This window comes from Streptomyces sp. NPDC044106, assembly GCF_056433985.1.
This window is the reverse complement of sequence record NZ_JBWKFZ010000009.1, coordinates 287827-314541: the sequence shown is the minus strand read 5'-3', so window position 1 is coordinate 314541 and position 26715 is coordinate 287827. Positions and strand designations below refer to the sequence as shown.

Below are 26715 nucleotides of genomic sequence, written 5' to 3'. Positions count from 1 at the left end.
TTCCGGCGGGAACCAGACTGGCCCCGTGATCAGGGCGCGGGCGACAATGTGGATCAATGGGCGGGCCACATCGTGGGCCCGCCGGACCCGCCGGGGGAAGAGGGACGCATGCTCATCGTTTCCGTACTGGTCGTGGCCGCCGTGGTGATCGGCGCCTGCCTGCTCGTGCTGCGGCGCCGAGGCGGCTCAGGGGAGCGCGGCGCGCTGGAGCGCGGGGCGGCCGGGCAGGGGCTCGCGCAGGGGCTGGGCGGGGCGAACGCCAGCAAGCAGAACATGGGCGGCGCGGGGAACTGACACCCGGGCGCACAAGAACCCGACCATCAGCAGGCAGAGGGCCCGGGTAGAACAAAGGGCAGGGAGAGCTCTCCCTGCCACTTACAACGTATAGCGCACTGGGGGGCTTGCGGCAAGGCCCCCGGGGTGGCGCAAAATCGTCGGCCTAGCTCACAACGGCAGACGACCGCCCCGGAGGCATCGCGATGAACGAGCAGTACGTGCGGGATCTTCGAGAGGTCGATGAGACGCAGCTCGCGGCCGTCGGCGGCAAGGGCGCCCACCTGGGCGCGCTGTCACGGATCGACGGCGTCGACGTGCCGGCCGGATTCTGCGTGACGACGGACGCGTTCCGGCGGATCGTCGCGGAGGCGCCGTCGCTCGACGCTCTCCTTGAGGAGTTGTCGCGGGTCGACCCGGACGACCGCGAGGCGCTCCGCACGCTCGCCGGCGAGATCCGCGAGGTCATCGAGGGCACCGCCCTTCCGGCCGACCTCGCGGCGGCGATCACCCATGAACTCGACCGGCTCGGCGAGCAGGCCCCCTGCGCCGTCCGGTCCAGCGCGACGGCGGAGGACCTGCCGACGGCCTCCTTCGCCGGGCAGCAGGACACGTACCTGAACGTCGTGGGGCGGGCGGCGGTCCTCCGGCACGTCAGCCGGTGCTGGGCCTCGCTGTTCACCGAGCGGGCCGTGGTCTACCGCCGCCGGAACGGCATCGATCACCGTACGGTCCAGATGGCCGTGGTCGTGCAGCGCATGGTCTTCCCGGACGCGTCCGGCATCCTGTTCACGGCCGACCCCGTCACCGGCAACCGCAAGGTCGCCACCGTGGACGCGGGCTTCGGCCTCGGCGAGGCCCTGGTCTCCGGCCTGGTGAACCCGGACGTCTTCAAGGTGCGGGACGGCCGGGTCGTCGAGAGGACGATCGCCGCCAAGCAGCGTGCCGTACAGGCCCTGCCGGGCGGCGGTACGCGGGAAGTGGAGATCGCCCCGGAGCGGCAGCGGCAGCCGACGCTCACGGACGCGCAGGTCGTGCGGCTCGTGGAGCTCGGGCGGCGGATCGAGGCGGACTTCGGTGGCCCGCAGGACATCGAATGGTGCCTGGCCGACGACGACTTCCGGATCGTGCAGAGCAGGCCGGTCACGACGCTGTTTCCCATTCCCGCCCCCACCGCCGACAGTGGGGGCGAGGGAAACCGCGTCTACCTCTCCGTCGGGCACCAGCAGATGATGACCGACGCCATGAAGCCCCTGGGGCTCTCCGTGTGGCAGCTGACGGCCATGGCGCCGATGATCGACGCCGGCGGGCGGCTGTTCGTCGACGCCACCGCGCGGCTCACCTCGCCCGCGACCCGCGCCCCCTTCCTCGACATGGTGGGCAGGGGCGATCCGCTGACCAGGGACGCGCTGGAAACCGTCCTCGACCGCGACGACTTCGTACCCACGGAGCCGTCAGTGACGTCAGCGCCGCCCTCCCCGGTGCCCGGCGGCGCCCCCGCCCCGGAACCCATCCCGACGGACCCCGCCCTCGTCACCGAACTGATCCGCCGCAGTGAGGCGTCCCTCGCCGCACTGGAGCGTGACATCCGCGCGAAGGTGGGGCCGGAGCTGTTCGACTTCCTGCCGGAGGCGTTCGCGGAGCACAAGCGCGTGCTGAGCGATCCGCTGAGCATGCAGGCGATCATGGCGGGAATGGAGGCCACGTGGTGGCTCAACGACAAGCTGGGGGAGTGGCTGGGCGAGAAGAACGCGGCCGACACGCTCACCCTGTCCGCCCCCGACAACATCACGTCGGAGATGGGTCTCGCGCTGCTCGACGTCGCGGATGTGATCCGTCCGCATCCTGAGGCAGTGGCGTTCCTGCAAGGTGTCCGGGGCGCGGACTTCCTGGACGACCTGGCGAAACTCCCGGGCGGAGCCGAAGCGCGCGACGCCATCGAGGCCTACCTCGACCGGTACGGCATGCGCTGCGTCGCCGAGATCGACCTCACGCGACCCCGCTGGAGCGAGCGTCCCGACACGCTCGTGCCCGTACTCCTCGACAACGTCAGGCTCTTCGAGCCGGGCGCCGCCGCGCGCCGCTTCGAGGAGGGGCGACGGAAGGCGCAGGAGAAGGAGCGGGACGTATTGGCACGCCTGCGCGCCCTGCCGGACGGGGAGCGGAAGGCCGACGAGACCAAGGCGATGATCGACCGGGTCCGCACCTTCATCGGCTACCGGGAGTACCCGAAGTACGCCCTCATCTGCCGCCTCTTCGTCTACAAGCGGGCCCTGCTCGCGGAGGCCGAGCGCCTCGTGCGGGACGGCGTGCTCGCCGAGGCGGAGGACGCCTTCCACCTCACGTTCCAGGAACTCCACGACGCCGTACGGTCGAAGCGGGTGGACGCCGGGCTCATCCAGCGGCGCAAGGACGCGTTCCGGTCCTACCTGGCGCTCACGCCGCCCCGGGTGCTCACCTCGGACGGCGAGGCCATCAGCGGCGCGTACCGGCGTGACGACGCGCCGGACGGTGCCCTGGTCGGTCTGCCGGTCTCCGCCGGGATCGTCGAGGGCAGGGCCCGCGTCATCCTCGACATGGCCGAGGCCGACCTCGAAGCGGGCGACATCCTGGTCACCACCTTCACCGACCCCAGCTGGTCGCCGCTGTTCGTCGGCATCGCGGGCCTGGTGACGGAGGTGGGCGGCCTGATGACCCATGGCGCGGTCATCGCCCGGGAGTACGGCTTGCCGGCCGTCGTGGGCGTGGAGGGGGCCACCCGCCGCATCCAGGACGGGCAGCGGATCCGCGTGCACGGGGTCGACGGGTACGTCGAGATCCTGCCGTGACCGGACACCACCCGGTCTCCCGCGCGCCACGGATTCACCCCGCGCGCTCAGGTCACCGGGTGGAAACCTTGTGGACGGTGGTGTCGTCGGGGTTCAGCCGCCGACCGTCCGCGGACACCACTTCCAGCGGGCGCAGGCGCTGTTCCCGGCGGCGGTCGACCAGCTGTGAGTGGGGTTCGTCGGGGGCGAAGAAGTGCTGTTCGCCCCACTGCCGCAGGGCCACGATGACGGGGAAGAGCGCCTTGCCTTTCGGAGTCAGTACGTACTCGCGGTAGGCGCTGCCGTCCGAGGCGGGGACGGATGCGAGGACACCGCCGTCGACCAGCGTGCGGAGCCGCGTGGCGAGGATGTTCTTCGCCACGCCGAGGCTGCGCTGGAACTCCCCGAAGCGCCGGCTTCCGTCGAAGGCGTCCCGCACGATCAGCAGCGACCACCAGTCGCCGATCGCGTCCACCGAGCGGGCGACGGGACACTCGCTGTCGTCGAAGCGCGTTCTGGTCACCATGGCGTTCCTCTCCCATAACGGTTGCAACATGCTACCAAAGTAGTTACCGTCGTGCCGGTAGCAAGATGAAACCAGGTGTGTGGGGGAGTGCTGATGCCGGGCGAAGGCGATGCTGTGACACGGCCGACCGAGGCCCGGAGCGGGGAGGGTCCCGCGTTCGTCCTGTCCCGCGGTGTCGTCGTACTGTTCGCCGTCGCCTGCGGGGCCGCGGTGGCCAACGTCTACTTCTCCCAGCCGCTCCTGGTGACCATGGGCCACGACCTCGCCATGAGCCCGGGGCTCGTCGGCAGCGTGGTCACGCTCACGCAGGTCGGATACGGGGTGGGGCTCTTCTTCCTCGTGCCGCTGGGCGACGTGGCGGACCGCAGACGGCTCATCGTGGCCCAACTGCTGCTGCTCGTGGTGGCCCTGGCCGTGGTGGCCACCGCTCACGCGGCAGTGGCCCTGCTCGCGGGCATGGCCGCGGTGGGACTGCTCGCGGTCGTCACGCAGACCCTGGTGGCCTTCGCCGCGTCACTGGCTCCCGCCGCCGAGCGCGGACGCGTCGTCGGCCTTGTCACCAGCGGCGTGGTCATCGGAATCCTGCTCGCCCGCACCGCGTCCGGCCTCCTCGCCGACCTCGCGGGCTGGCGCTCCGTCTACCTCGCCTCGGCGTCGCTCACCGCCCTGCTCGCCCTGGTCCTGTACCGGACGCTGCCGCGCCACGGGGAGGCCGAGCGGACCACCCTGCGCTACGGCCGGCTGCTCCGCTCCACGATCACCCTGTTCGCACGGGACCGACTGCTGAGGCTCCGGGCCCTGTTCGGTCTGCTGATCTTCGCCGCCTTCAGCACCCTGTGGAGCAGCATCGCGCTACCCCTCAGCGAGGCCCCGTACTCCATGTCCCACAGCGCGATCGGGGCACTGGGGCTGATCGGTGCCGCCGGCGCCCTGGCCGCGACGGTGGCAGGCCGCCTCAACGACCGCGGACTCTCCCGGCGGACCACCGGCATCGCCCTGGCACTGCTCGCCGCCTCGTGGCTGCCCTTGTCCCTCACCCGTGACTCGCTCTGGGCCCTGGTCGTCGGCGTGATCCTGCTCGATCTCGCCGTGCAGGCGGTCCATGTCACCAACCAGACCCTGATCTACGCCCGGCACCCGGACGCGGGCAGCCGGCTGATCGGCGGATACATGGTCTTCTACTCGATCGGCAGCGCCACCGGCGCCCTCGCCGCGACCTCCCTCTACACGCTGTTCGGCTGGGGCGCCGTATGCGCGCTGGGCGCCGCGTTCAGCTGCCTCGGGCTCGCGCTGTGGGCCTGGGGGGACCGCGCCTGACCTCTCTCAGCGGGGCCCGGCCACCGTGAAGGCCACCTCGTGGACGGAGTTGCGGGCGCCGGGGGGTGGCTGCACGCGGCCCGCCGCGTCCGTCGCGCGGGAGCGGACCGTGTGCGGGCCCGGCGGGAACGTACGGCGCAGTGAGAAGCCCTGCCAGGCCGGCTCGGCGCCCAGGGCGTCGAGCGTGGCCGGTTCCCAGGGGCCGCCGTCGACGGAGAGGTCGAGACGGACGACCTCGGTCGTGGACCAGGTGCGGCCCCTGATCGTCAGCGAGCCGTGCCGCAGCTCCGTACCGTCCGCCGGGGAGAGGATCTTGCTGTTGACGTCCACCTCGCGCACCGGCCGCGCCTCGCCGCCGCCCCGCGGGGTCCGCGTGTAGAGCGTCGTGGTGAACATGTGCCGCGGACGTTCGTCGGTCAGCACGATCCGGGTCAGCCACTTCACCGAGTTCGTGCCGAACATGCGAGGGACGACGGCCCGCAGCGGAAACCCGTGCCGGGGGCGCAGCGGCTCGCCGTTCATGCCGTGGGCGAGGAGCACGTCGCGGTGCGCGGTCTCCAGGGGGAGATCCTTCACGTACGTGAGATCGTCGTCGCCCCCGTAGGAGCCCGCGTCCGCGCCCTCGAAGACCACGTGCCGGGCGGCGGGCAGGGGGGCCGCGCGGTCCAGGAGCGTGGCCAGGGGGAGACCCGTCCACTCGATGTTCGTCACCGCGCGCGTCGGGGTGTCGGGTCGCAGCGGGCTGCCGAAGCACTCGTGCACGGCGGTCAGTTGAGAGGCGGGGAGCGCGAGGAGTGCGGCGAGATCCAGGCGCAGGGGGCGCTCCACCAGGCCTTCCACCGTCAGCGTCCACGCGGCCGGGTCGATCTTCGGCAGGCCCAGATGGGCACGGACGAAGACGTTGTCCACGGGGGTGACGAAGTCGGGGCCGGGCGCGGGGTCGGCGAGCGAGGGGTCGCCCGGCGGGGGCGTGAGTATGGGCGTGGTCGGCATGATGAGACATCCCCCCGGTTCTCGAAGCACCGCAGGGCGGGCTCAGGAATCCCTGCGAACCTCAAGATCCTAGGGGGATGAATCGACGCTGCCCACTCATTTCCCGACCCCGCCGGGGTCCTGGGCTCAGCAGTTGCCCCGCGCCCGCTTCCCCGCGAACCGGTCCGCCAGCCACTGCGCCGCGAACGGCGACTGCGTGATCACACCGCCGACGTGCTCGGCGGCCGGCACCGTGTGCCACTCCACGTTCGCGCCCCTCGCGCACCAGTCCTCGCGGACCTGCCTGCCCACGCCGTACGGAATGAGCTCGTCCGCGAGCGCGTGGTACTGGTACACGGGCGCGTCCGGCTTGACCGTGCCGACCCGCGACTCGTTCAGGCGCCGCTGCCAGTCGGGCTGGTCCAGGGGGTTCCTCGTCGTCATCGACGCTATGGTCTTGAAGGAGCCGAGCACCGAGCCGTCCGCGACGCAGCTGTTCTTCATCGCGCCGACGAGCCCCCTGCCCAGCGGGTTGAGGTAGGAGTCGAGGTCCAGCTCGGGGAAGGCCGCGTTCTGGCCGATCGCCGCCATGAAGATCAGGCCCGAGCCGTACGAGCCGTCGTTGAACTTCGCGACCTTCAGCAGGTCGCCCGGGATGCCGCCGGTCGCCGTGCCCTTGACGTGGAGGTCGGGCGCGTACGAGCCGTGCAGTTCGGCCGCCCACGACGAGGCCTGGCCGCCCTGCGAGTAGCCCATGATGCCGACCGGCGTGTCCTCGTCCAGGCCCGCGTCGGGCAGCCGGATCGCGGCCCGTGCGGCGTCGAGCACGGCCTGGCCCTCGGCGCGGCCCACCGTGTAGGTGTGGTCGCCGGGGGTGCCGAGGCCCTCGTAGTCGGTGACGGCCACCGCCCAGCCGCGCAGGGTGAGTTGCTGGATGAGGTTGGCCTCCACGGTGGTGCCCAGCGGGAAGCCGGCGCTGGGCGCGCAGCGGTCGGCGACGCCGACGGTCCCGACGGCGTACGTGATCAGGGGGCGCGGGCCCTTCCTGCCGTCCTGCGGCACGATGACCGTGCCGGAAACGGTGTTCGGCTCGCCCTTGGCCGTGGTCGAGCGGTAGTGGATCTTCCAGGCTCTGGTGTTGGTGGGCTGGCCCGGCAGGGGGTGGAAGCTGCTCGGCTCGGCGCTCACGACGTCTCCGGGGGATGCGGCGGAACCGGAGACTGAGGGAGCGGCGCTTTCGCGGTCGTCCGCGTGCGCCGCGGTGAGCGGGATGACGGCCGACAGGCCGAGCGCGGCCACCGCGGCCCACGCTCTGACGCCGGTACGTGTGTGCATGCGGCTCTCCCAACTGTCCTTGAGGGACGGGGGTGTCCGGCAACGACCGTACTGACCTGCGAGTAAGTTCCGGCTGACCGGGACGCTCACCTTCGTTGACCCCGGCTCGCAGGTGTTCAGGGCGGCGCCCCGGCGCTACGTTCACAGAGGGGGAGCCGCGGGCTCCGGCACGACACGAGCGGACGCGAGCGGGACTCCGCCACCCGACTCCGAATGGAGGACCGCCATGCCGGAAGAGATCAGCCGGCCGCAGCCCGCCCGCCTCGCGCAGGCGCTCGCCTGCTTCCACGAGGCCCGCGAACTGACGGACCCCGAGGAGTCGCCGGGCGTCTACGGCATCATCCTGCACGACATCGCCGACACCTACCGCGACGCCCACGAGTACAAGGAGGCCGCCGAGCACTTCCGCCAGGCCGTCACGTACAAGCAGCGGGCCGACAACCCGGGCGACCTCGCCACCACGATGACCGCCCTCGCGAACACCCTCGTCTCGATGGGCGAGCGGGCCGAGGCGCGGGACGTCCTCGAAAGGCTCGCCGCCGAGGCCCCCAAGATCGTGGACACCGAGCGGCGGGCCGCGGTCCTGCACAACATGGCGCTCACCTACGAGGAGCTCGGCCACCTGGGGGTCGAGGGTGCCTTCGCGGACGGTGTGGCCGCCTGCCAGGCCGTGCTCGCGCTCGTCGACGGGGAGAGCGACCCCGGTTGGTACGCCTCCGTCCTCAAGGACATGGGCGACGCCTACGACGCACAGGAGATGCTGACGCAGGCGCACGTCGCCTACGAGGAGGCCGTGCGGTACACGCGGCGCATCGAGGGCAACTCCACCTCGCTGATCACGGTGCTGATCGCGCTGGGCCGCACCAGCAGGCGCCTCGGCAAGCGGGAGGGCGAGGCGGCGGTGCCGGGCGACGGCGCGGTGCTCAACGGGAAGGTGTTCGAGGATGCGGGGGCTCAGCCGTTCGGCGAGGAGGCGTCCGGCGTGCCATCCGGCTCCGGAGCGGCATCCGGCCCTGGCGCGTCACTCGATGCCGACGCTTCGCCCGATGCCGATGCCGATGCCGATGCCGATGCCTCGCCCGATTCCGGCGCGTCACCGGCCTCCGACGGTACGGCCCCCGACGGCGCGGCGGACGGTGAGGAATCGTAGGAGGTGGAATCGTAGGAGGTGGACGGGGGCGCTCCCGTCCCCGTCCGGTACGCGCCCGGCGTCGTCCCCGTCCACCGCCGGAACGCCCGGTGGAAGGCCGTGTCCTCGGAGAAGCCGAGCCGCGCGGCGAGCTCCGCGATCGGCTCACGGCCCTCCGCGAGCCCCGCGATCGCCGCGTCCCGCCGCACCGCGTCCTTCAGCCGCTGGTACGACGTCGACTCCTGGGCGAGACGGCGGCGCAGCGTCGCCGGGCTCACCGCGAGCCGCGCCGCGATCTCGCCGAGCGAGGGCAGCCGCGGCGAGGTGCGCAGCGCGCGGGCGAGGACGCGGCGCACCTGCTCGGCGACGGTCGTGCCGTACTCGCGCCGGGTGAGCAGCTCGAAGGGCGCCTTGCGCAACATCTCGTCCAGCGCGTCCTCGTCCCTGATCAGCGGCGCGTCCAGCCAGTGCGCGTCGAACCCCGCGCCGGTGCGCTCGGCGCCGAACCGCACGGCGCAGCCGAAGAGCAGCTCGTACTCGTCCTTGTGCGGCGGCGGCGGATGCCCGAACTCGGCCCAGCGCAGCGGGATGCGGCGGCCGATCAGCCAGCTGCACAGCCGGTGCCAGATGATGACGAGGCACTCGGCGAGGAAATAGTCCTGGTCGAGGTCGTTGCGGACACCGAACACCGCCTCGCCGCCGCGCCGTTCCAGGGTGAGGTCGGGGCCGCCGGGGAAGAGGCCGTAGAAGGTGGTGCCCCGCTCGACGGCGGCGCCGAGGTCGCGGCAGCCCAGGGAGGCCTGGCACATCATCGCGAATGTGCCCGGCCTGCTGACGGCGGAGCCGAGACCGAGGAACTCGTCCTGCGTGACCCGGTACAACTCCCTGAAGAGACGCGCGAACTGGGGCGCGGTGACCCTGGCCCGGTCGTCGCCGAGGAGCAGCGGCGGGATCTGTGCCCCCCGCAGCAGCGGCACGGTGTCCACGCCGCGCCGCTCGGCGCCGCGCAGCACGGCCCGCACATGGTGCACGGTGATCGTCCGCCTGGCCATGTCACGACGTTAGCGCCGGTGGGGCCGGTCCAGAACACCGCGTGAGCGACGGGGTCAGCGGTGCTGACGTTTTCCGTCATCCCGGCGGCCGGACGTGCTCCTTAGCGTCGTACGTATGCAGCAGACGCGGAAAGAACCGCCGACGGCCCGTGTGCCCGCCCCTGCCGGCCGGCCCGCCCCGGCCGAACTGCCTCCCACCCTCGCCCTGCTGACCGAGTGGGCGGCGCGGCGCCACGGTGAGCTGCCCGCCCTGCGCTTCCGGCGCGACGGGGCGTGGGTCGAGCTGTCGTACGACGGGCTCAGGGACGCCGTACGCCGGGTGGGCCGCACCCTGCTCGCGCTGGGTGTCCGTCCCGGCGACCGGGTGGCGGTCCTCGCCGAGACCCGGCCGGAGTGGACCCGCACGCACTTCGGCGTCCTCGCGGCGGGGGCGGTGGTGGTGCCGGTCTATCCGACGGCGGGCGATGCGGAGGTCGCCTGGGTGGTGGGGGACTCGGGCGCGTCGGTGGTGATCTGCGAGGACGAGGCGCAGGCGGCGAAGATCGAGCGGCTGCGGGGGCGGCTGCCGGGCGTGCGGCACGTGATCCTGATGACGGACGAGCCGCGTGAACTCGGCCCGCTGGAAGCCCTTTTGGAGCGCGCCGAGGCCCGGCGCGGCAGTGATCCGGCCACCATCATCTACACCTCGGGCACGACAGGACCGCCCAAGGGATGCCTGCTCACGCACGGCAACCTGCTGGCCGTGCAGGCCGCCACCGTGCGGCTGGTCGACGGCGGCCCCGGCGACTCGACGTACCTCTACCTCCCGCTCGCCCATCTCCTCGCCCAGCTCATCGAGTTCGGGGCGCTCATCGGCGGCGCCACGCTCACCTTCTTCGGCGGGCGCGTGGAGGACATCGTCGGCGAACTGGCCGAGGCGTCCCCCACACATCTGCCGTCCGTGCCCCGGCTCTTCGAGAAGGTGCGGTCGGTGGTGCTGTCCCTCGCCGAGGCGCGGGAGGGCGGACGCGAACGGTTCGAGGAAGCCATCCGCATCGGCGTCCTCGCCGCCGACGGAGCGCTGCCCGACGAGCTCAGGGACGCGTACGAGGCCGCCGACAAGACCCTCTACAGCCTGGTCCGGCAGGCCCTCGGCGGGCGCGTCCGGTGGGCGCTGACCGGCGGCGCCCCCATCGCGCCCGACACCGTCGACTTCCTGCGGGCCTGCGGCATCGCGTTCTACGAGGGGTACGGGATGACGGAGTCGGCGGGCGTCCTCACCCTCAACCACCCGGGCGCCGTGCGGTACGGGACCGTCGGCCGGGCCGTGGACGGCGTCGAGCTGCGCATCGCCGACGACGGCGAGATCCTCGCCAGGGGCGCCATGATCTTCGCCGGGTACCACAACGACCCGCGGGCCACCCGGGCCGCGCTCGACGAGGAGGGCTGGCTGCACACGGGCGACCTGGGCGAGCTCGACGAGGACGGCTTCCTCACGATCACGGGCCGCAAGAAGGACCTCATCATCACGTCCGGCGGCAAGAACCTCACCCCCTCCCTGAGTGAACTGGCCATCGAGGCCTCGCGGTTCGTCTCCCACGCCGTGATGGTCGGCGACCGCCGCCCCTACCCGGTCGCACTCGTCACGCTCGACACGGAGGAGGTGGCCGGGTGGGCGGCGCGGAAAGGGGTGACGCCGGACGGACCGCTCGCCCGCGACCCGCGCGTCCGGGCGCTGGTCCAGGAGGCCGTGGACGCCGCCAACGCCACGGTCTCGCGCCCCGCCCGCATCCGCGCGTTCGCCGTCGTCGAGGAGGACTTCACGGTGGCGGACGGCCTGCTCACGCCGAGCCTGAAGGTGCGCAGGAAGGCGGTGACGGAGCGGTACGCGGGGGTGGTGGAGGAGCTGTACGCGGGGGGCGGGGAGGGGGCGCCGGGGCCGGTGGGCTGGGCTGCCGCAGCCCAGCCGGCCTCACCTCTGTCTAGCTCGGCCCCGCCAGACGCAGCAGCGCCGTAGTCGCGGCCGCGCCCACCACGACCACGGCGAACGGTGCCTTGCGCCAGGCCAGCACCCCGCCCGCGAGGACCCCGGCGGGCCTGGCCCATCCCGCGAAGTCGTGCCCTTCGGTGAGCGCGCCGGTGGCCAGCAGCGCGACGAGCAGCACCGTGGCGCCGACGGTCAGCAACTCCTGCACTCGGGCCGGGAGTTCGACGCGGTCGTGCAGGACGGGTCCGGCGATACGGAAGGCGTACGTTCCCGCGGCGAGGGCCAGGATGCAGGCGAGCGTGGCGTTCATGAGGCGCTCCTCGACGAGGTGGGGCCGGGGCGGAGACGGGGGCGGGGGCGGCGGGGTCCGCGGCGCGCCGCCAGCAGGCCGAGGAGGGCGAGCAGGACCGGCACTCCGGCGGGCAGCAGCGGCGCGGCGGCGACCGCGACGACGGCGCCGACGGCCGAGGCGCGCCGGGCCGCGCTGTCACCGCGCAGCGCGGGCAGCACCAGCGCGAGCAGCACCGCGGGGAACGCGGCGTCGAGCCCGAACCGGTCGGTGTCGCCGAGGGCGGACCCGGCGAGCGCGCCCGCGAGCACGCTGAGGTTCCACGCGGCGAACAGGCCGACACCGGATATCCAGAAGGCGGCCTTGCGCCGGGCGGCGCCCCGCTGGGCGAGGACGAACGCGGCGGTCTCGTCCGTGACGAGGTGCGCGCCGATCAACCGGGCGGGCCAGGACCGGCCGAGGTCGTCGGCGAGGGCCAGGCTGAAGGCGGCCGTACGGGTGTTGAGCAGCAGCCCGGTCGCGGCGGCGGCCACCGGCCCGCCGCCCGCGGTGAGGATGCCGACGGCACTGAACTGGGCGGAGCCCGCGTACACGAGCAGCGACATGAGCACCGGCACCCACACGGGCAGCCCGCCCGCGACAGCGATGGCGCCGAAGGAGACGCCGACGACAGCGTCGGCGAGCCAGACGAGCGCGATGTTACGCAGGACGCCGGGTGGCAGGTCGGAGAAGCGGACGAGGCCACCGGGCCCCTGGTCGTCCGTTCGGCAGGACGGGTCATCTGTTCGGTGTGGCGAACGCATGGGTCGTAGGATGGGCGGAGTGGGTCGCGTTCGTCAAGACGAACGATCGGCCCGCTCTACCGAACGCAACGGGGAGAGGGCTGGGAGAGAACTGATGACCGACGGGTCCCGCATGCCGCGCGAATGGGTGGCCGCGGCGCTGCGCCGCGAGCGCACCAAGGCCGGACTCTCCCTCTCCGAGCTGGCCAAACGCGCCGGTGTCGCGAAGTCCACGCTGTCCCAGCTGGAAGCGGCGTCCGGCAACCCCGGCATCGAGACGCTCTGGGCGCTGGCTGTCGCGCTCGGCGTGCCGTTCAGCGTCCTCGTGGAGTCGCCGGCGCCCGCGGTGACGGTGATCCGCGCGGGCGAAGGCCCGACCATGCTCGCCGAGAACTCCTCGTACGCGGGCACACTGCTCTCGGCGGGCCCGACCGGCGTACGGCGCGACATCTACCACGGCGCCCTGGAGCCGGGCGCACCCCGCGAGTCCGAGCCCCACATTCCCGGCTCGGTGGAGCACCTGATCATCAGCACGGGCGGCCTCCTGGCGGGCCCGCAGGACGAGACGGTGGAGCTGGCCCCCGGCGACTACATGTCGTACCGGGGCGACGTCCCCCACTCGTACGAGGCCCTGGAACCGCATACGACGTTCGTCATGATCATGCAGCACGTCTAGTGGGCCAGGGGCGCGGGGAACCGCGCGGCCGGCAAAAGGCAGGAGCCCCGCAGCCTCCGCAACCGCGGAGGAGCAGGGCTCCTTGGGTACTGCTGTCAATCTCCGGATCTGGTCACCGGAGCAACCACACGCCCCACTCGCGTGGGGCGCCCGATTACATCGGGGTGACGTTCTCCGCCTGCGGGCCCTTCGGACCCTGCGTCACGTCGAAGGAAACGGCCTGGTTCTCCTCAAGGGAGCGGAAGCCGTTCGCGTTGATCGCGGAGTAGTGGACGAAGACGTCCGGGCCGCCGCCTTCCTGGGCAATGAAGCCAAAGCCCTTTTCAGCGTTGAACCACTTCACGGTTCCGGTAGCCATAAGCCCTCCTTGGGCCAAAGGGTTGCCCTGCTCCAGAACCAGCGATTGTTTAAACAACTGCATAAGTCTGAAAACGACGAGAGCCTACGGAGTTACATGCTCCGCAGGCTCTGTACTGCAAGGGAAACCAAACTGCAACTTGCGGCGAGCTTAGCACGCAGGCAGGGGAATGCAATAGGGGGCAAGATCACGTCACCCGCAGGTTTGATCAGGCCTCCGACGGGGTTGACGACGCGGTTCCCGGCGGGGTCGGCGGCAGGCGCGTCGGCGCCCCGGCCCGCGCGCCGCACCGTCCGGGGGCTAGCCTCCCCGATGTGGACAATTCTCCCCTGGACGCCTCCGCGGGGGCAGGCGCCGAACAGCGACACGGCTCCCGCCGCACCCCCCGGCCGCGCGTCGGTCACATCCAGTTCCTGAACTGCCTTCCCCTGTACTGGGGGCTCGCGCGGACCGGGACGCTCCTCGACTTCGAGCTGACCAAGGACACCCCCGAGAAGCTCAGCGAGCAGCTGGTCAGGGGCGAACTCGACATCGCGCCCGTCACGCTCGTCGAGTTCCTGAAGAACGCCGACGACCTCGTCGCCTTCCCCGACCTCGCGGTCGGCTGCGACGGCCCCGTCATGTCCTGCGTGATCGTCTCGCAGGTGCCGCTGGACCGGCTGGACGGCGCCAGGGTCGCGCTCGGCTCGACCTCGCGCACCTCCGTACAGCTGGCGCAGCTGCTCCTCGCCGAGCGGTACGGCGTACAGCCCGACTACTACACGTGCCCGCCGGACCTGGGGCTGATGATGCGGGAGGCGGACGCCGCCGTACTCATCGGCGACGCGGCGCTCCGCGCGAACCTCATCGACGGGCCGCGGCTCGGCCTGGACGTGTACGACCTCGGCCAGATGTGGAAGGACTGGACGGGCCTGCCGTTCGTCTTCGCCGTCTGGGCGGCGCGACGCGACTACGCGGCGCGGGAACCGGAGGTCGTACGCGAGGTGCACAAGGCGTTCCTCAACTCCCGCGACCTCTCCCTGGAGGAGGTCATGAAGGTGGCCGAGCAGGCCGCGCGCTGGGAGTCCTTCGACGCAGGCGTCCTGGAGCGGTACTTCACGACGCTCGACTTCCGCTTCGGCGGCGAGCAGCTGGCGGGCGTCACCGAGTTCGCCCGCCGGGTCGGCCCGACGGCGGGCTTCCCCGCGGACGTGGAAGTGTCGCTCCTGCGGCCGTGACCGGTCCGGCAATTCGCCTTGGCGATATCGGGGGGCGCCGCCCGGCACCCACATGCCCTTTCACGGCCGCCCCGGGATATCACTGCCGTCGTAATAGTTCATTGCGTCCGGATTGAGCACAGCCGACACTCGGGCATCACCACGGTGAACGAATGGCCGGATAGCGGGAGGGGAAAGAAGTCCGGATTCACCGGCAAGGTATGGATCTGCGCGATCTGCGAAATCTGTGAACCGGGCGGGTGCGCCCCTCACCCGCTCCCTCACCCCCTCTCCCGCTCACTTCCGCACTACGCTGATCGCGGTGCTCAGAGCCTGTCTTTGAACCCCCGTCGTCCGCGCGAAGCGCGGGCGCAGCGGTGTTCGGTGCGTGCGATCGGAGTGCGGAGTTCCAGGTCATGTGGCGGAGCCACCTGTCCTGGGGCTCCGTGCGCCGAGGGCGCGTGCCGGGCGCCGGGGCGCAGACGGGGGTTCAAAGAGAGGCTCTGAGGAACGCGAGGTGTCCGGCGGCACGCCTGGGGGAGGCCAAGGTCATGCATCCGCTTCAAGCCGACGAGCCCACCGTGATCGGGCCCTACCGGCTGCTCGGCCGGCTCGGCTCGGGCGGCATGGGCCGGGTCTACCTCGGCCGCAGCGAGGGCGGCCGTACCGTCGCCGTCAAAATCGTCCACCCGCACTTCGCGCTCGACGAGGAGTTCCGCGCCCGCTTCCGCCGCGAGGTCGACGCGGCGCGCCGGGTCGGCGGCGACTGGACGGCGCCCGTCCTGGACGCGGACCCGGACGCGCCCGTGCCGTGGGTCGCCACCGGGTACGCGGCCGGGCCCTCGCTGACGGACGCGGTACGGGAGGGCGCACCGCTGCCCGAGCACTCCGTACGGGTCCTGGGCGCGGGCCTTGCCGAGGCGCTGGCGCACGTGCACGGCCTCGGGCTCGTCCACCGCGACGTGAAGCCCTCGAACGTCCTGCTCACCCTGGACGGGCCGCGCCTCATCGACTTCGGCATCGCGCGGGCCACGGACGGCACGGCGTCGCTCACCTCCACCGGCGCGTCCATCGGCTCGCCCGGCTACATGGCGCCCGAGCAGATCCTCGGCACGGGCGTCACGGGCGCCGCGGACGTCTTCTCGCTGGGCGCGGTCCTGGTGTACGGGGCGACGGGGGAGTCGCCCTTCCCCGGTGACTCGTCGGCGGCCCTGCTCTACAAGGTCGTCCACGAGCAGCCGGAACTGGGCTCGCTGACCGGCGACTTGAGGGAACTCGCGGCGGCCTGCCTCGCCAAGGACGTGGCGGCGCGGCCCGCTCCGGAGGAGATCGCCCGCCGTCTCGCGCCCCAGGGCGCGGCCCGGCTCGTGGCGTCCGGGTGGCTGCCGGGGCAGGTGGTGGAACGGGTGAGCCGGAGCGCGGTGCGGTTGCTGGATCTGGATACGGGGGCGGGGCCGGGTCCGGGCACGGGGGCGGCTTCGGGCTCGGGTCCGGTCGCGGGCTCTGGGCCGGTCTCCGGAACAGGGCCAGCCTCCGGAACAGGGCCGGTCTCCGGATCGGGGCAGGCTTCGGTGAACGCTCCCTCCGGGCCCGTGGCGTTCGACACCCCGGCCGTGCAGGGCTCGTTCGGGCCGCCGGACCCGTCGTACCCCCCGACGTTCCATCCGCCGTACGACCCCTCGTACGACTCCTCGCCCGGGAGGTACGCCGATCAGGCACCCCCCGTACCGCCGACCGCGCCCCCGCACCCGCCCTCCGTGCCGGGCCCCCGGACCGACACCCCGGCGGAAACCCGGCCGCCCGGCAGGTTCTCCGTCTCCGTCGCCGCGACCTCCGTGCCGGACGGCGCGAGCGGCCGGGGTCGCAAGGTGAGTTGCACGGTGGCGCTCGCCGTGGCGGGTGCGATGGCCGCCGTCACCGTCGGCTCGGTCTTCGTCTTCGGGATGCTGCCGGACAGCGGCCACGACGACGCGTCACAGGACCAGGACGGGCAGCCCCCGGCGGCGACCGCGCCCGGCACTCCGGGTGACACCGCGGGCAGCGGCCGGGTCCCCGGCGCGTACCTCGGCACCTGGCGCGGCAAGGCCGACGCGAACGCAGGCACGGTGCCCCTCGGCACGTTCACGGTCACCCTGCGGCAGGCGAAGCCGGGGCAACGGCTCGGCACGGTCGTGCAGAAGGACCCGATCGGCAACACCTGCACGGACGTCCTGACCCTGAAGTCGGCCACGAAGAGCGAGCTCGTGGCGACGGGCAAGGGCGCGGAGGGCAACGGCGGCCAGTGCTCGCAGTCGTCCCACACGGTCTACCTGCGGCCGGACGGCAAGAACCTCACCTACACCTCGGACGATCCCGGGGCGGGGGATCCGAAGGCGCGGCTGGCACCGGTGGAGTGAGGCGCGCGCGGCGCCCGGCTCCCGCATTCCCGCCCGGCGACTACAACGGAGTGGTGAGCGTGGCCAGTTCGCCCGTGCCCAGGTGCAGCATGCCCTTGCCGGGGGTGACCGGCCCGCCGACCACGCTGCGCGAGATCCTGAGCCCGATCAGATCGCCGCTCGAACTGTCCTGCGGGGAGAGCAGGATGCCGCGGCGGCCCTTCTTCGCGTCGACCTGCCAGCCCGAGAAGCCGCTGCAGACGTCCTCCTCGTCACCGGCGAGGACCAGCGCGAGCCCCTGCTCGTTGCCGCGCTGGATGATCCGCTTGAACTGGCTCGCCGCGTCCGCGTCCTCCAGCGTCTCCGCGTCGTCGATCAGTACGACGACCGGGTCCTCCGGCGACGCGTCCGCCTCGTCGATGAGCTCCTCGAACTCGTCCTCGTCGATGTCGTCCCCGGTGAACACCTTCAGCACGCCCTCGGTGCCTTCGAGGTCACGCAGCGGGGACTGGCGCGGGGCGGCGACGACGAGACGTACGCCCTGCGCGCGGAAGGAGCGCGCCATGTTCATCAGGACCGTCGAGCGCCCCGACTTGGCCGGGCCCGCGATGACGAAGGCGGGCACGCCCTGCGCCAGGTCGGGGCCGTGCCCCATGACCTCGTCGCCGCCGATGCCCACAAGCGCCCACAGCTTGGAGCGCGAGGCGTCCGGGTCGCGCAGCTCCCACGCCTCCTCGAAGGAGATGCGGCTCGGCAGCGTGTCGACGCGGAACGGGCGGCGCCGGCGCGGCACGTCGGCGTCGCGGACCGCGGCACGCTCGCCGATCGCGGCGATGGCGGCGGCCTGCCCCTGACCCGTGGAGTCCTCCGAGAGCAGCGCGAACTGCGTCTCCGTGCCGCTCTCGTTCTTGAAGGCGCGGCCCGGCGCGATCTCCTCGGGGACCTTGCGGGCCGGGATGCCGAGCATCGAGAAGTCGGAGCGGTCGGCGAGGCGCAGCCCGTACTTGTCCTCGGTGAGGGAGGAGATGCGGCCCACCAGGAGTTGCCGGTCACCCGTCATGATCATGTGGATGCCGACGCTCGCGCCCTCCCGCATGATCGTGGTGATCTCGTCGGTCAGCGAGCCGTGGTCGATCTCGCCGAGCGTGGGCAGCCAGCCCTCCCAGCGGTCGAGCAGGACGACGAGGTGCGGGAGCCGCTCGTCCTCGGCGGCGTCGGCCCGCTGCTCGCCGATGTCCGCGTACCCCTTGTCGGCAAGAAGGTCCTGGCGGCGCGTGAGTTCGCCCTTGAGGCGGTTGATGAGGCGCACCACGCGCTCGGTCTGGTTGCGGCCGACGACGGCGCCGCAGTGCGGCAGCCGGGTCAGCGCGTTGAGTGCGCCGTTGCCGCAGTCGATGCCGTACATGTGGACGTCGGCGCAGGAGTGCGTGCGCGCCAGCGAGCCCGCGATGGTCCGCAGGACCTGCGAGCGGCCGGAGCGCGGCGCGCCGCCGATCATCAGGTGGCCGAAGCTCGCGAAGTCCACGACGACCGGGCGGCGCGCCTGGTCGGCGGGGAGGTCCTCGACGCCGTACGCGGCGGGCGCGAGCGCGCCGGGTGCGGTGCGCGGCGCGGGCACCGGGATCTCGTCGAGCAGCACGGTCTCGCCGAGCGCGGGCAGCCACGGGCTGTGCTGGGCGGGGATGCCGAGCGTCCGGTTGGCCTCGATGATCTCGTCGACCAGGACCTTCAGGTCGGTGATCTCCTCCTCCTCGCGGGCCTCGGCCTTCGGCTTCACCAGCGAGGCGCGGCCGAGTGTGGACCAGTCCAGGGCGTCGGCCCAGGGCGCGAGCACGGCCGGGTCGGCGGCGCCGGGGCGACGGCCACCGACGCGTCCGGACTGGAACGGTACGAGGGAGGCGTGCCCGAGCCGCACGTAGGCGCGTCCCGGGGTGTTCTTGGAGATGTGCCCGGCCTCGGGGGAGTCGATGACGTCGCTGGACTCGCCGCCGTCGGTGACGCGCAGCGCGATGCGGAGGTTGGTGTTGGCGCGGATCTCGGGGGAGACGACACCGGAGGGCCGCTGGGTGGCGAGCAGCAGGTGGATGCCGAGCGAACGGCCCCGCTGGGCGATGTTGACGAGGCCCGTCACGAAGTCGGGCAGGTCGCGGACCATGGAGGCGAACTCGTCGATGACGATGAGGAGTCGGGGCACCGGCGGGTGCGAGGGGTCGCGCCGCACCAGGTCCTGGTAGTCCTCGATGTCCTTGGCGTCGGCGTCGGCGAGGATGTGCTCGCGCCGCTTCAGCTCGGCGCCGAGCGACTCCAGGGCGCGCTCGACGAGGTGCGCGTCGAGGTCGGTGACCATGCCGACGGTGTGCGGCAGCTTCACACAGTCCTTGAAGGCAGACCCACCCTTGTAGTCCACGAGTACAAAGGTCATGTTCTCGGGCGTATTGGCGACGGCGAGCGCGGCCACGATGGTCTGCAGCAGCTCCGACTTACCGGAACCGGTCGTACCCGCGATCAGACCGTGCGGGCCGTCCTTGCGCATGTCGATGCCGAACGGACCGTCGTACGACTCACCGATGACGGCCATCGTCGACTGGCCGCCCGCCTGCCACCTGGCGGTGATCGCGCCGGACGTCGGCGGCTCCAGCTGCAGCACGTCGAGCAGCCGGCTCGACCCGGGCAGCGCGGAGTCCTCGGTCTCCCCGCTGATGTCGCGCAGCGGGGAGACGGCCCGCGCGAGGCGCAGGCACCAGGCGGAGGTCACGAAGTCGGGCCGTACGTCAGTGATCCGCTCGGCGCCGCTCATCTCGACGCGGAGCCGCAGCTCGCGCGGGGCGCCGGCCCGGTGGGGGTCGGGCGCGGTGGTGTGCCAGGCCTGGAAGGAGGGGAAGCCGCCGGGGGCGTGCCCCGGCTGCGCGGGCGGGGTCGGTGCCCCGTGGGGGACCGGCATCCCGTGGGACATCGGCCCCCCGTGGGAGGCCGGCATTCCGTGGGAAGCCGCTCCGCCCGCGTACGCGTGGGGGTCCGGCTTCGGTTCGGCGACCACGAAGGCCAGGCACTCGCCGGGCAGGAACCGTTCCTCGGTGTCGAGGCAGAGCGCGTACATGTTGACCGCGGGGCCCTCGCGCAGCAGCCGCACCACGCCCGGCAGGGAGCGCAGCCGACGCGATCCGTCCCACACCACGACGATGTCGGGGTCGGAGAAGTTGGCGCCCTGGCTCTTGTTCTCCTCCACGGCCTTCACGCGCGCGTCGAGGATCTGGGTCAGCTCACCGATGCGGGCGCCGACGGTCTCCGCGTCGGTGCCGATGAGGACGTTGACGTCCTGGCCGCCGGAGGGACGGGCGTGCGGCAGCCACCGCACCCAGTCCCAGCTGTCCCGGGAGGTGTTCTCGGTCAGCACGTAGAACTGTACGTCCATCGGGCTGTGCAGGGTCGCGGTCTGCGCCACGGCCCAGCGGCCGAGCGCCGTGGCGGAATCGTCGGGTCCGGCTATCCCGATGACCCCGAGCCCCTTCAGCGGCAGCGCGACGGGCGCGTCCTCTATCTTCCACGTCACCTGCCGCCGGTGGTCGTCCTTCTCCGGGTCGTCGAGCACGACCTCGGAGGGCAGCTGCCCCGTACCGAAGCGGAGCAGCAGATGGTCGGCGTCGGTCCGCCGCCGCTCCCAGAGCCGGGTGCGGGGCCCGGTGCCCATCGCGAGCACGGTCGCGGGGTCGGGGACGGCGTGCCGCCGGTCGAGCCGCTCGGCGACCAGCGCGTCCTGCGCGTCCTTCTCGATCCGCGCCTTGGTCTCCTTGTACTCCTTGACCTGCTTCGCATGGGACTTGCGCCCGTGCTTCTTGTCCATGAAGTAGTTGCCGAACAGCATGATGGGGCTCAGCCCCGCCATGATCAGGTAGTACCAGCGGTTGAAGATCATCGCCGCGATGACGGCGCCGACCAGCGGGAACAGCGCCATCAGCCAGGGCAGCGGCCGGGCCTCGTACTCCCGGGGCGGGGTGGGCAGCCGGAAGGCGGTCTGCCGCTCGGGCGGGCGCAGCCGCGGGGGCCGGTTGTAGTCGAGCCCCGCGCCGTCCTCGGACCACTTGAGGGCGGCGTCCGGGGGCGTGTACCTGACGAGTTCGAGGAGGGTGTTGCCGAGGGCGATCTGCGCGCCGAGGGGCCAGCCGACGGTGTCGAGCCGCCCCTTGCCCCGGGCCTTGGCCCGCGCCTCCCGCTGCTCCTTCCGCTCCCTCCGCTCCTGCTTCTCCCTCTTCTCCCGCGCCTTCCTCTCCTTCTTGGACTCGCCTTCGGGCGGGGCGGGCGCGAAGTACTCGGGCTCCTCCTTCTCCTCACCGAAGGGATCGCCGTCGAGGGTGACGCCCTCCTTGTCCTTCGCGTCCCCGTGGAGGGTGGCCTGGCAGGTGCCGTCGGTTGCAACTGACAACGTCAGGGCGCGGGCGGGCAACTCCGGATCGTCGATACGGATGTACGAGGCGGGCCCGCTGCCGATGTCGTACCGCCCGATGCCGAGCCGGTGCACGGAACCGGCCGCGGGCCCGCTCACGACGCGCAGCTCGACCAGGCCCGAGGGCTCGCCCGGCAGGCACCCGGCGGGGTCGTCGAGACTGACGACGGCGCCTTCGCGCAGCGGCGAGGTGCTGACGGTGGCGCCGGGGTCGACGGCGTACCCGTCGACGTAGATCACCGGGGCACCGCCGCCCGGCACGTGCCGCCCCTGCCCGATCGGGATGACCTGAGCCCCGCTGTGGCCGACCTGGCGGGCCAGTTCCACCGCGATGTCCTGCACGGTGGACTCGGGATCGGCGTCGAGAACCACGTCGGCGGCGCCCCCGCCGAACGGATCGACGACGGTCAGAGTCAGGCGCACGATCGTCCTCCCCGGAGCTGAACAATGCGCCTGACGATATCCGCTCCCCCCTTCCCACGGGCAACGGCCTGCACGCGGACTCCTCGCGCACCGGTGTGCGGTACTCCCCGAAACGGCGCCCGCCCTCCGCCCGTCCTCCGGCCAAACCCCACGCTCCGCTTCGCAGTCGCTCATAGCAGAGCTGTGACTGAACCGGGCTGTGATCCCATCTGCCCCACCCGTAAGCTGCTGGCGCAAGAGCGGAAGATCGCACCATCCGCGTAATGGGAGCCACGGGGGTTGGCCCTGCGGCGAGTTGATTAGGAGAGAGCCTCATGGCCAAGGACCTTGATGTCACATATCAGGACATGCGAGACGCGGCCAAGCACGTGGTCAAGGAGAAGGACAAGCTCCACGAGAAGCTCGACGGTCTGAAGAAGTACATCAAGCACCTCGTCGAGACGGGCTTCGTCACCAAGAGCGCCTCGAAGGCGTTCGACGAGAACTTCGACGAGTTCGTCGAGGGCGCGAAGAAGACCATCGACGGTCTGGACGGCATGGGCGACTACCTGACCAACGCCGCGGACAAGTACGAGCAGATCGACGACGAGCTGGGGAAGGCTGCGCGCAAGTAGCGGACTCGGCATGAGCGGTCCGGGGCGGCGGATGCATCCGCCGCCCCTACCTCGGTTCACGGTCAGATGGTGGCCTGACGCGGGTCAGCGGTTGACGGACTGCACTTCCTTGACCGTGACGCCCTGTTCGAAAGTGGGCAGGCCCGCGGGCAGAGTCGGCTTCTGGGGAGCGCCGTCGGGGTCCGCCGAGTCGGTCCAGGTCACCTTCCAGGTGACCTGGGCCTGCAGCGGGTAGGAACCGTCGCCCGAGGATTCCTTGAAGGCGATGTTGCAATGCGCCTTGGAAGTGTCCACGCGATAACCCGACTTGTCTTGGTGAGGTCGTATTCGCAGGACTTGGGATCCGCGAACTCCGTGCCCGCGTCGACGCGAAGGGCGACAGGGGTCGCGACCGTCGTGGCGGCCAGATTCACGCCGAGGTGGTTGAAGCGGGCCGTCACCCAGAACCGATCAAGCGGCGCGTCGAACCTGACGTGCCGTCATGGCTCGGCGGAATGTCACCGTGTTGTGCCACAAAGACACGGGGAGGCCGGCGGCCTCGGAGGGCGAAAGGTCACCGGTCCTCGAGGCGTACCGGGAATCACCGAGCTGTACTTCTACTGCACCGAAGACGACCCGTGGCCCAGCCGCCCGCCCCCCTCACACCCACCGCAGCGACCGAGCCATCGCCTCGCACAGTCTGCCCATGGGGCTGTTGATGCCGCTCAGTGGCACGGTGAACGCGAGCAGCAGGTAGCCCGCCTTGCCCGGCATGTGGACGAAGAGGTCAAGGGCCGTCGCCGTGGCGGCGCGGACGGTCCGGCCGGCGGGGAGGTCGATGACGGTCACCTCGGTGCCGCTGCCTCTGCGGTCGGAGAGGGAGCGCGCCCAGTCGTCCGGAGTGGCGTACAGGTCGCCCGGCATCGCGAGCAGTGACACCAGCAAGGTCGCCGGCGTCGCGGCCGCAGTGGCTGACGTGGCTGACTCCGTTCTGAGGAACAGCTCCAGGGACCCTTGCGAGACCCCGCTCTCCGCGGTGTTGCGCAGGGTGGTCCAGAGGCCCTGCCGTGCCTCCGCGGACATGTGCCGCCCGGCGGCCTGCTGGTCGACGAACGTCTTCAGCTGCGGCCGCCAGCGGTCGAGCGTGAGATCGACGCGGAACCAGTCGCGGGGGACCAGAAGCCGGTAGTCCTCGGGAGGTTCGTCGCTCGTGGGCGGCGGGGCGGTCTCGGTGGTCACCCGTCGATCTCCAGCAGCCTGCCGCGGGTGTCCATGGGACGGCCCTCGGTGTCGAACAGCGTCAGGCTCTTCGCGATGCCGGCGAACATGGAGGAGAAGACGTCCCAGCCCTCCTGGGTCGGGGTGGTCATCTCCAGGACGACCGCGGTGCCGTTGGAGAGCGGCACCTGGACGTTGATGAAGGACGTCCAGAACGGCTCGTCCTGCCCGGAGGGGGCGATGGCCGCCTCGATGACCGCTTTGCGCGTGCCGACCCAGGAGACGGCCGGGCCGCAGGGCAGCTCGATCTCGGCCACCTCGCCCTGGCCGAGACCCCGCAGGGCAAGCGCGGTGTTGTGGACCGGACTGACCCGGGCCTCCTCGGCCAGGTCGACGAGCGAGAGGTTCACGTTCGCGGTGCAGCGCACGCCGTCGACCTCGGTGATGACGAACCCCGCGTACTGCACGCCTGCTTCGACCAGCTCGTCGTAGGAGGCGACGCACATGGCGGCCCACCGGTACTGCATGTCCGGGGTGCCCTTGGGCATGATCTCCTCGGCCAGCTGGATGAGCCGGTCGGCGAGGTCGTCGATGGAGTCGGCCTCGGTGGGGAGTTCGAAGAACCCTTCCGGCATGACCCAGCGGACGTTGATCACTTCCCCCTCGGTGGCGGCGGCGACCGACGCAGCCCGGGAGGACGAGGACGGCCCGCCGTCCGATATCACCACGCTCATCAGAACCTGTTCCTGTCCGGCAGTTCCAGCTCGTCGGCGTCCGCGTGGAAATTGGCGGCGAAGGGATACGGCCCGTAGTGGGGGTAGAAGGCAGGGACGTCACCGCCGTTCTCGGCGGCGATGTGCGCGACCTTGCGATAGGCCGCCGCCCTGGCCCGGACCTTCTGCCGGGGGCGGTTTCCCCACTGGCGGATCAGCGTCGTGACGAAGTACAGCACGAGCCCGGCGAGGATGACTCCGGCCGCCACGTAGAAGAGCTTCTGGTTGCGAGCGGATTCCCAGTACTGGACGTATGCGCCCCAGTAGGCGAAGAGGCCGAAGAGGATCGGCACCGCGGACCACGCCAACTTCTTTCCGGCGCTGTTCAGTTGGGCCTCGTCGATGTGGCGGAGGCGCAGCATCTTCAGGACCGCTTCGTCGTCGAAGAAGTCGAAGTGCAGCCTGCGCCCCTCGGCCTCGGCGGCTTCCCGGGCGGCCGGCACCGCGGCGAAGACATCGCCGGGAATCATCTTCCTGATGATGCCTTCCCGCGCCCGGTACTCCCACGGCCCGGGTTCGCGATTGCTGTCTTCCTCATCCGGCATGTGAATCGTGCTCCTTTACTGACGGCTCAGTGGGCGAGTACTGACGGCTCAGTGGGCGAGCGCGGCGTGGAACGGCTTGGGTGACGGCTTGGGTGACGGTGTGGGTGACGGCTGGGGCGAGGGGCGCGGTGTGGGCGGTACGGTGCCCTGCGGCTTCGGCGCCGGATCGCCCGGGTCCCCGGTGGCCGCACCGTCCTTGCCGGTGAAGATCTTGTACAGCGCGCTGCCGAGACTTCCGGTCTTGATGCCCGCGGTGATCCGCTCGCCGTCCAGGGCGGGCTTGCCCGCCTTCTTGAGGAGGGCGTTGACCCCTTTCACCGCGATTCCGTTGAAGAACTTGTCCGTGACGCCGGCCGCGGCGCCCGAGCCGCTGAACCGCAGCCCGCGCAGCTTGGACAGGCCCTTGAGGCCCTTCAACGCACCGAATCCCTTGAGCGCCCCGAGTCCGGGCATGACTCCCAGGGCGTCGAGGCCCAGCTTCAACAGGTTGAGTTTCCCGCCCCGCGCGGTCATGTCGTAGGCGTGCCCGGCCAGCGCGGCGGCACTGGTGATGACGGCGAGGGCGGTGAAGACGGGCAACAGCACCTGGAGTGGCGGCACGAAGGCACATATGACGGCCAGGATGGAGAAGATGGCCGACAGATTGGAGAACCGGTCGGCCCAGTCGGCCAGCCAGTTCATGAATCCGCCGGGATCCCGGACGCCGTCGTGATGAATGATGTTCTTGATGTGTTTCGCCGCGGCCTTGGCGGCGTCGTCACGGATCTCTTTGGCGCGATCGATCTCGCCCCGGCATTCGCCCAACTTGCTCAGCGCCGCCGACCGCTTCTTCGCCTGCCGCTCACGCTCGGTGTCGGACATGTCCGACGGCGGTTTCGTCCCGGCCGGCTTGAGCGGCGTATTCGTGTCCCCGAGGTCGCCCTCCACCTCACGGAAGTCCTTCAGCGCCTTGTCCGCGATCTTCTGGGCGCGGTGGAGTTCGCTGGCGTACTCCTTGGACTCGCCGCCGTCGACGACCTTGGTGCCGAGCGCCTTGGCCGCCTCGTCATAGCGCTCGAACGACCGCTTCAGACGTCCGGAGGTCCCGTCGGCGATCTCGTGGAACGCGCGCCCCGCCTCGCTGTCCCAGCTCTCCACGGACGCCAGGGCCTCGATGTTCCTGGCCTGCTTGTCGATCTCGTCGGCCATGTTCCGCAGCTTCTTGCCCAGCCGCGCGACCTCGTACGGATCACCGGGTACGGGGTCCTCGCTGCACAGGGGTTCCCAGTCGCTCGGGCGCGCAGTCACTTCTTCCCCTTCTTCGCGTCCTTGCGGGCCTTGCGGAGGGCCTCGGCGAGTTCGTGGTCCACCTTCTCGTACGTGTCGGCCGCCGTGTCCGTGAACTTGGCCAGCTGCTCGATGTCCTTCATCAATTTCTTGCGCGTCTTCTTCCAGGTTTCCGAGAAATCGTCGAAGACGTTACGAAGCTTGTCACTGCCGAGTGCGTCGTCGAATCCGTCCGCGGGGTTGCTGTTGTTCTTGAACTCCCGGTGGATCCTGAACAACGATTCCGAGCATTCCCTGATCACGTCCAGATCGGCGCGTGTTCTCCCACTCATCTGTCTCCCCCGTGCAAGTGATTCGGTTGGCCGCGGAACGACGCTCGTGCCCAGTGAAGGGACGACGTCAG

The 26715-nt window shown here is 71.4% G+C and carries 22 protein-coding genes and 1 pseudogene; 9 read left to right on the top strand and 14 right to left on the bottom strand.

Annotated elements, in window-relative coordinates; translation table 11 throughout:
* The first annotated feature begins 108 nt into the window (after positions 1-108).
* Both AC07DI_RS18755 and rph read left to right on the top strand, forming a co-directional pair.
* Positions 109-294, top strand: a complete 186-nt coding sequence (locus AC07DI_RS18755; protein WP_384250730.1) for a hypothetical protein — start codon at positions 109-111, stop codon at positions 292-294.
* Between the two features lie 185 nt (positions 295-479).
* Positions 480-3101 (top strand): rifamycin-inactivating phosphotransferase, encoded by a 2622-nt coding sequence (gene rph / locus AC07DI_RS18750; protein WP_478905259.1) that lies wholly within the window; start codon positions 480-482, stop codon positions 3099-3101.
* Between the two features lie 52 nt (positions 3102-3153).
* Here rph and AC07DI_RS18745 read toward each other — a convergent pair whose 3' ends face one another.
* A complete protein-coding gene (locus AC07DI_RS18745; protein WP_478905258.1) occupies positions 3154-3606 on the bottom strand; it encodes a winged helix-turn-helix transcriptional regulator in 453 nt (150 codons plus the stop codon).
* 93 nt (positions 3607-3699) lie between these two features.
* Between AC07DI_RS18745 and AC07DI_RS18740 the strand changes: the two genes are divergently transcribed.
* On the top strand, positions 3700-4923 hold the full coding sequence (locus tag AC07DI_RS18740) for an MFS transporter (RefSeq protein ID WP_478905257.1): 1224 nt from the start codon (positions 3700-3702) through the stop codon (positions 4921-4923).
* A gap of 6 nt (positions 4924-4929) precedes the next feature.
* Here the strand turns inward: AC07DI_RS18740 and AC07DI_RS18735 are convergent, their stop codons facing one another.
* Both AC07DI_RS18735 and AC07DI_RS18730 read right to left on the bottom strand, forming a co-directional pair.
* Positions 4930-5916 carry a molybdopterin-dependent oxidoreductase gene (locus AC07DI_RS18735; RefSeq protein WP_478905256.1) on the bottom strand — a complete coding sequence of 329 codons (987 nt, stop codon included), beginning with the start codon at positions 5914-5916 and terminating at the stop codon, positions 4930-4932.
* A 126-nt stretch (positions 5917-6042) separates the two neighbouring features.
* Positions 6043-7230 (bottom strand): lipase family protein, encoded by a 1188-nt coding sequence (locus AC07DI_RS18730; protein ID WP_384250716.1) that lies wholly within the window; start codon positions 7228-7230, stop codon positions 6043-6045.
* 226 nt (positions 7231-7456) lie between these two features.
* On the opposite strand from AC07DI_RS18730, the pseudogene AC07DI_RS18725 reads away from it, so the two are divergent.
* Positions 7457-7771, top strand: a pseudogene (locus AC07DI_RS18725) (tetratricopeptide repeat protein); the annotation flags it as partial.
* Positions 7772-8184: 413 nt separating this feature from the next.
* On the opposite strand, the gene AC07DI_RS18720 reads toward AC07DI_RS18725, so the two are convergent.
* Entirely contained in the window at positions 8185-9411 is a 1227-nt protein-coding gene (locus AC07DI_RS18720) for an AraC family transcriptional regulator (protein WP_478905255.1), read from the bottom strand.
* Positions 9412-9526: 115 nt separating this feature from the next.
* Between AC07DI_RS18720 and AC07DI_RS18715 the strand changes: the two genes are divergently transcribed.
* Positions 9527-11407, top strand: coding sequence for an AMP-dependent synthetase/ligase (locus AC07DI_RS18715; protein WP_478905254.1), 1881 nt, complete (start codon positions 9527-9529; stop codon positions 11405-11407).
* Here the strand turns inward: AC07DI_RS18715 and AC07DI_RS18710 are convergent.
* Together AC07DI_RS18710 and AC07DI_RS18705 are read right to left on the bottom strand one after the other, a co-directional pair.
* Positions 11373-11687 (bottom strand): AzlD domain-containing protein, encoded by a 315-nt coding sequence (locus AC07DI_RS18710; RefSeq protein WP_478905253.1) that lies wholly within the window; start codon positions 11685-11687, stop codon positions 11373-11375. The genes AC07DI_RS18715 and AC07DI_RS18710 overlap by 35 nt on opposite strands.
* Complete coding sequence (locus AC07DI_RS18705; protein WP_478905252.1) at positions 11684-12469, bottom strand: AzlC family ABC transporter permease; 786 nt, start codon at positions 12467-12469, stop codon at positions 11684-11686. The genes AC07DI_RS18710 and AC07DI_RS18705 overlap by 4 nt, the downstream gene beginning before the upstream one ends.
* 94 nt (positions 12470-12563) lie before the next feature.
* Here AC07DI_RS18705 and AC07DI_RS18700 point away from each other — a divergent pair, with 94 nt between their 5' ends.
* Positions 12564-13124, top strand: a complete 561-nt coding sequence (locus AC07DI_RS18700) for a helix-turn-helix domain-containing protein (protein WP_478905251.1) — start codon at positions 12564-12566, stop codon at positions 13122-13124.
* Positions 13125-13278: 154 nt separating this feature from the next.
* Here the strand turns inward: AC07DI_RS18700 and AC07DI_RS18695 are convergent, their stop codons facing one another.
* Complete coding sequence (locus AC07DI_RS18695) at positions 13279-13482, bottom strand: cold-shock protein (protein ID WP_006138897.1); 204 nt, start codon at positions 13480-13482, stop codon at positions 13279-13281.
* Between the two features lie 329 nt (positions 13483-13811).
* On the opposite strand from AC07DI_RS18695, the gene AC07DI_RS18690 reads away from it, so the two are divergent.
* Both AC07DI_RS18690 and AC07DI_RS18685 read left to right on the top strand, forming a co-directional pair.
* Positions 13812-14699, top strand: a complete 888-nt coding sequence (locus AC07DI_RS18690) for a menaquinone biosynthetic enzyme MqnA/MqnD family protein (RefSeq protein ID WP_478905311.1) — start codon at positions 13812-13814, stop codon at positions 14697-14699.
* Between the two features lie 530 nt (positions 14700-15229).
* Complete coding sequence (locus AC07DI_RS18685) at positions 15230-17074, top strand: serine/threonine-protein kinase (RefSeq protein ID WP_478905250.1); 1845 nt, start codon at positions 15230-15232, stop codon at positions 17072-17074.
* 40 nt (positions 17075-17114) lie between these two features.
* Here AC07DI_RS18685 and AC07DI_RS18680 read toward each other — a convergent pair whose 3' ends face one another.
* Positions 17115-21917, bottom strand: a complete 4803-nt coding sequence (locus AC07DI_RS18680; RefSeq protein WP_478905249.1) for an FtsK/SpoIIIE domain-containing protein — start codon at positions 21915-21917, stop codon at positions 17115-17117.
* A gap of 314 nt (positions 21918-22231) precedes the next feature.
* Here AC07DI_RS18680 and AC07DI_RS18675 point away from each other — a divergent pair, with 314 nt between their 5' ends.
* Positions 22232-22531 (top strand): WXG100 family type VII secretion target, encoded by a 300-nt coding sequence (locus AC07DI_RS18675; protein ID WP_384250691.1) that lies wholly within the window; start codon positions 22232-22234, stop codon positions 22529-22531.
* A gap of 84 nt (positions 22532-22615) precedes the next feature.
* Here AC07DI_RS18675 and AC07DI_RS18670 read toward each other — a convergent pair whose 3' ends face one another.
* The 6 genes from AC07DI_RS18670 to AC07DI_RS18645 all read right to left on the bottom strand — a co-directional run bounded on the left by AC07DI_RS18670 (position 22616) and on the right by AC07DI_RS18645 (position 26644).
* Positions 22616-22825, bottom strand: a complete 210-nt coding sequence (locus AC07DI_RS18670) for a hypothetical protein (RefSeq protein ID WP_478905248.1) — start codon at positions 22823-22825, stop codon at positions 22616-22618.
* A 345-nt stretch (positions 22826-23170) separates the two neighbouring features.
* Positions 23171-23749: a hypothetical protein gene (locus AC07DI_RS18665; RefSeq protein ID WP_478905247.1), complete on the bottom strand. Its 579-nt coding sequence runs from the start codon at positions 23747-23749 to the stop codon at positions 23171-23173.
* Positions 23746-24462 (bottom strand): hypothetical protein, encoded by a 717-nt coding sequence (locus AC07DI_RS18660; RefSeq protein WP_478905246.1) that lies wholly within the window; start codon positions 24460-24462, stop codon positions 23746-23748. Before AC07DI_RS18660 ends, AC07DI_RS18665 begins: the two co-directional genes overlap by 4 nt.
* On the bottom strand, positions 24462-25046 hold the full coding sequence (locus AC07DI_RS18655; protein ID WP_384250680.1) for a hypothetical protein: 585 nt from the start codon (positions 25044-25046) through the stop codon (positions 24462-24464). The genes AC07DI_RS18660 and AC07DI_RS18655 overlap by 1 nt, the downstream gene beginning before the upstream one ends.
* Before the next feature lie 48 nt (positions 25047-25094).
* Positions 25095-26333, bottom strand: coding sequence for a hypothetical protein (locus AC07DI_RS18650; protein WP_384250678.1), 1239 nt, complete (start codon positions 26331-26333; stop codon positions 25095-25097).
* Positions 26330-26644 carry a hypothetical protein gene (locus AC07DI_RS18645; protein WP_384250676.1) on the bottom strand — a complete coding sequence of 105 codons (315 nt, stop codon included), beginning with the start codon at positions 26642-26644 and terminating at the stop codon, positions 26330-26332. Before AC07DI_RS18645 ends, AC07DI_RS18650 begins: the two co-directional genes overlap by 4 nt.
* Between the last annotated feature and the right edge of the window lie 71 nt (positions 26645-26715).

Coding starts and splice junctions, on each gene's coding strand:
- AC07DI_RS18755 (WP_384250730.1), top strand. CDS start 109: ATGCTCATCGTTTCCGTACTGGTCGTGGCCGCCGTGGTGATCGGCGCC.
- rph (WP_478905259.1), top strand. CDS start 480: ATGAACGAGCAGTACGTGCGGGATCTTCGAGAGGTCGATGAGACGCAG.
- AC07DI_RS18745 (WP_478905258.1), bottom strand. CDS start 3,606: ATGGTGACCAGAACGCGCTTCGACGACAGCGAGTGTCCCGTCGCCCGC.
- AC07DI_RS18740 (WP_478905257.1), top strand. CDS start 3,700: ATGCCGGGCGAAGGCGATGCTGTGACACGGCCGACCGAGGCCCGGAGC.
- AC07DI_RS18735 (WP_478905256.1), bottom strand. CDS start 5,916: ATGCCGACCACGCCCATACTCACGCCCCCGCCGGGCGACCCCTCGCTC.
- AC07DI_RS18730 (WP_384250716.1), bottom strand. CDS start 7,230: ATGCACACACGTACCGGCGTCAGAGCGTGGGCCGCGGTGGCCGCGCTC.
- AC07DI_RS18720 (WP_478905255.1), bottom strand. CDS start 9,411: ATGGCCAGGCGGACGATCACCGTGCACCATGTGCGGGCCGTGCTGCGC.
- AC07DI_RS18715 (WP_478905254.1), top strand. CDS start 9,527: ATGCAGCAGACGCGGAAAGAACCGCCGACGGCCCGTGTGCCCGCCCCT.
- AC07DI_RS18710 (WP_478905253.1), bottom strand. CDS start 11,687: ATGAACGCCACGCTCGCCTGCATCCTGGCCCTCGCCGCGGGAACGTAC.
- AC07DI_RS18705 (WP_478905252.1), bottom strand. CDS start 12,469: ATGCGTTCGCCACACCGAACAGATGACCCGTCCTGCCGAACGGACGAC.
- AC07DI_RS18700 (WP_478905251.1), top strand. CDS start 12,564: ATGACCGACGGGTCCCGCATGCCGCGCGAATGGGTGGCCGCGGCGCTG.
- AC07DI_RS18695 (WP_006138897.1), bottom strand. CDS start 13,482: ATGGCTACCGGAACCGTGAAGTGGTTCAACGCTGAAAAGGGCTTTGGC.
- AC07DI_RS18685 (WP_478905250.1), top strand. CDS start 15,230: ATGCATCCGCTTCAAGCCGACGAGCCCACCGTGATCGGGCCCTACCGG.
- AC07DI_RS18675 (WP_384250691.1), top strand. CDS start 22,232: ATGGCCAAGGACCTTGATGTCACATATCAGGACATGCGAGACGCGGCC.
- AC07DI_RS18660 (WP_478905246.1), bottom strand. CDS start 24,462: ATGAGCGTGGTGATATCGGACGGCGGGCCGTCCTCGTCCTCCCGGGCT.
- AC07DI_RS18655 (WP_384250680.1), bottom strand. CDS start 25,046: ATGCCGGATGAGGAAGACAGCAATCGCGAACCCGGGCCGTGGGAGTAC.
- AC07DI_RS18645 (WP_384250676.1), bottom strand. CDS start 26,644: ATGAGTGGGAGAACACGCGCCGATCTGGACGTGATCAGGGAATGCTCG.